General features: G+C 49.4%; 3 rRNA genes (2 of these 3 only partly in view). All 3 read right to left on the bottom strand.

Going from position 1 to position 2,500, the window contains the following annotated elements:
• Nucleotides 1–9, bottom strand: a 16S ribosomal RNA gene (locus tag ACNI29_RS10065); it reaches 1,545 nt to the left of the window's first position.
• A gap of 1,286 nt (nucleotides 10–1,295) precedes the next feature.
• Nucleotides 1,296–1,410, bottom strand: a 5S ribosomal RNA gene (gene rrf / locus ACNI29_RS10060).
• Nucleotides 1,411–1,509: 99 nt separating this feature from the next.
• A 23S ribosomal RNA gene (locus ACNI29_RS10055) occupies nucleotides 1,510–2,500 on the bottom strand (it continues 1,943 nt past the right edge of the window).

Here is a 2,500-nt window from a genome sequence, read left to right as displayed (position 1 = left end):
CTCCAGTTAAAAAACTTTGAATTTGATTGCACATTACAAATGTATGTATGTGTCGTCTTATTTTTGCCCAACTCGCTATTTAATTGTCAAAGACCTTGGTCGTTACTGCGAACCTTTAATATGTTACATTAAAGTGCTCATGTCAACCTTGCGTCTGTTTTTTTTCAGAGAACTTTCGCTCGACTTTTTGTCGAAGCGAGGGTCAGTTTCTATCGAAACCAGAGACCCGTGTCAACCACTTTCGCGGTCTTTTTTTGAAACTCGCTGACCCGCTGTTTTTCAAGCGGCGCGGCGTTGAAACTTAGTGAAGTTCGTGTCCGCTGTCAACAACTTTCTGAAATTTGTTTTTCAATGATCCCGGCAGCTTCAGTCGTTCAGACCTCTTTCCGTCGGTGCGTTGGGCAATCTAGAGAATCGCCGTCCGCTTGTCAATCATTTTTTTATTCGCCACTTCCTGAGGCTCACCCCTTCGGGGCGTTGCCTTTTCAGGAAACGCTCAAATCTGCTGTCCTGCAGATTTGTGAAAGTTTTCTTCGCCTTGCGGCGCTGCCTTCGGCGACCCTTCCGGGGGACTCTCCGAGGGCCAAAGAAACTTTTGGAAAAGTTTCTCTGGACTCTTCAAAACTTTTTAGTAGTGCTTCGCTCTGCCCCGAGCCGGCTTCGGTGGGATTCGTCCAGAATACCCGCTCTCCAAAACCTGCTCTAAAAATCGATGCGAAGCGCCAAGCTTCGAGTCTCAAACTTTCAATTAGTTAATGATCTTAGCACGTTGCTTTCGCTCAGTGCGGAGGCGGAATCTATTCAAACCGGCCGTCCATGTCAATCATTAATTTCGATGTTCTCAAAACATTTTTTCAATGATCTAGGCACGTTGCTTTCGCTCAGTGCGGATTGGGAAACTAAGTGAACCCGCTCCCGTTGTCAACCGCAAATTTGCAGTTACTCAAAAAAAAACTCCGACGCGCTTGTGACTTCCAGCCATTGCTGCGTCGAGAAGAGTGGTTCTATGGAAAACCCGCCGCCGGGTCAAGGGGTTTTTGGAATTATTTGGGGTATATCTTTCTTCTAAGAGCTCTAAACAACAGCTCTCCCCAACTAAAGCGCGTTTGGGTAGAGGGGATGGAGATTCTTAAGAGGAAGGGGAGACCCCCTTTTGGCGCTAGCAAAGGGGGTCTCCCCTTCCTCTTAAGCCGCCGGAGGCCCTCACACGCCCCACTTAACAATCCGGCCCCCATCCTGAGTATGTGCGGAACAAAAAAAAGCCCCTGAACCTAAGTTCAGGGGCTTGAAATAAAAGCTTGCGACGACCTACTTTCCCACTGGCTACCCAGCAGTATCATCGGCGATGGAGAGCTTAACTTCCGAGTTCGGAATGGGGTCGGGTGTGACCTCTCCTCAATGGTCGCAAGCAAATATGGCTTGCTTCGATGAGCAAAAATATATGGTTTAATAGAGAAGAATTTTACCCTTTGCTTCAACCTTTTGGGGTTAAAGTTAAGGGAAGAGAAGAAAAATAAGTCGCACGATTTATTAGTACCGGTCAGCTGAATGTGTCGCCACACTTACACCTCCGGCCTATCAACCAGGTGGTCTCCCTGGAATCTTTAGATGCAAAAGCATAGGGATAACTAATCTTGAGGCAGGCTTCCCGCTTAGATGCTTTCAGCGGTTATCCCTTCCGAACTTAGCTACCCTGCAATGCCGCTGGCGCGACAACAGGAACACCATAGGTTCGTCCACCCCGGTCCTCTCGTACTAGGGGCAGACCCTCTTCAATTATCCTACGCCCACGGTAGATAGGGACCAAACTGTCTCACGACGTTTTAAACCCAGCTCGCGTACCACTTTAATCGGCGAACAGCCGAACCCTTGGGACCTGCTTCAGCCCCAGGATGTGATGAGCCGACATCGAGGTGCCAAACCGCGCCGTCGATGTGAACTCTTGGGCGCGATCAGCCTGTTATCCCCGGCGTACCTTTTATCCTATGAGCGATGGCCCTTCCATGCGGAACCACCGGATCACTAAGACCAACTTTCGTTCCTGCTCGACATGTCTGTCTTACAGTCAAGCTCCCTTATGCCTTTGCACTCAACGGCTGGTTTCCAATCAGCCTGAGGGAACCTTTGCAAGCCTCCGTTACTTTTTGGGAGGCGACCGCCCCAGTCAAACTACCCACCAGACACTGTCTCCAAGCCGGATGACGGCGTTGGATTAGAATTCAAGACTATCAAGGGTGGTATTTCAAGGTTGGCTCCACCGACACTAGCGTGCCGACTTCAAAGCCTCCCACCTATCCTACACATGATAGCCCTAAACCCAATGTCAAGCTATAGTAAAGGTGCACAGGGTCTTTCCGTCTTACCGCGGGTAACCGGCATTTTCACCGGTAATTCAATTTCACTGAGTCTCTGGTTGAGACAGTGGGGAGATCGTTACGCCATTCGTGCAGGTCGGAACTTACCCGACAAGGAATTTCGCTACCTTAGGACCGTTATAGTT

The sequence above is a fragment of the Maridesulfovibrio spiralis (SeqCode) genome, from assembly GCF_048571135.1.
Lineage (GTDB): Bacteria > Desulfobacterota > Desulfovibrionia > Desulfovibrionales > Desulfovibrionaceae > Maridesulfovibrio > Maridesulfovibrio spiralis.
Note: the sequence above shows the minus strand (reverse complement) of the source record. Positions and strands in the feature narration are given on the sequence as shown.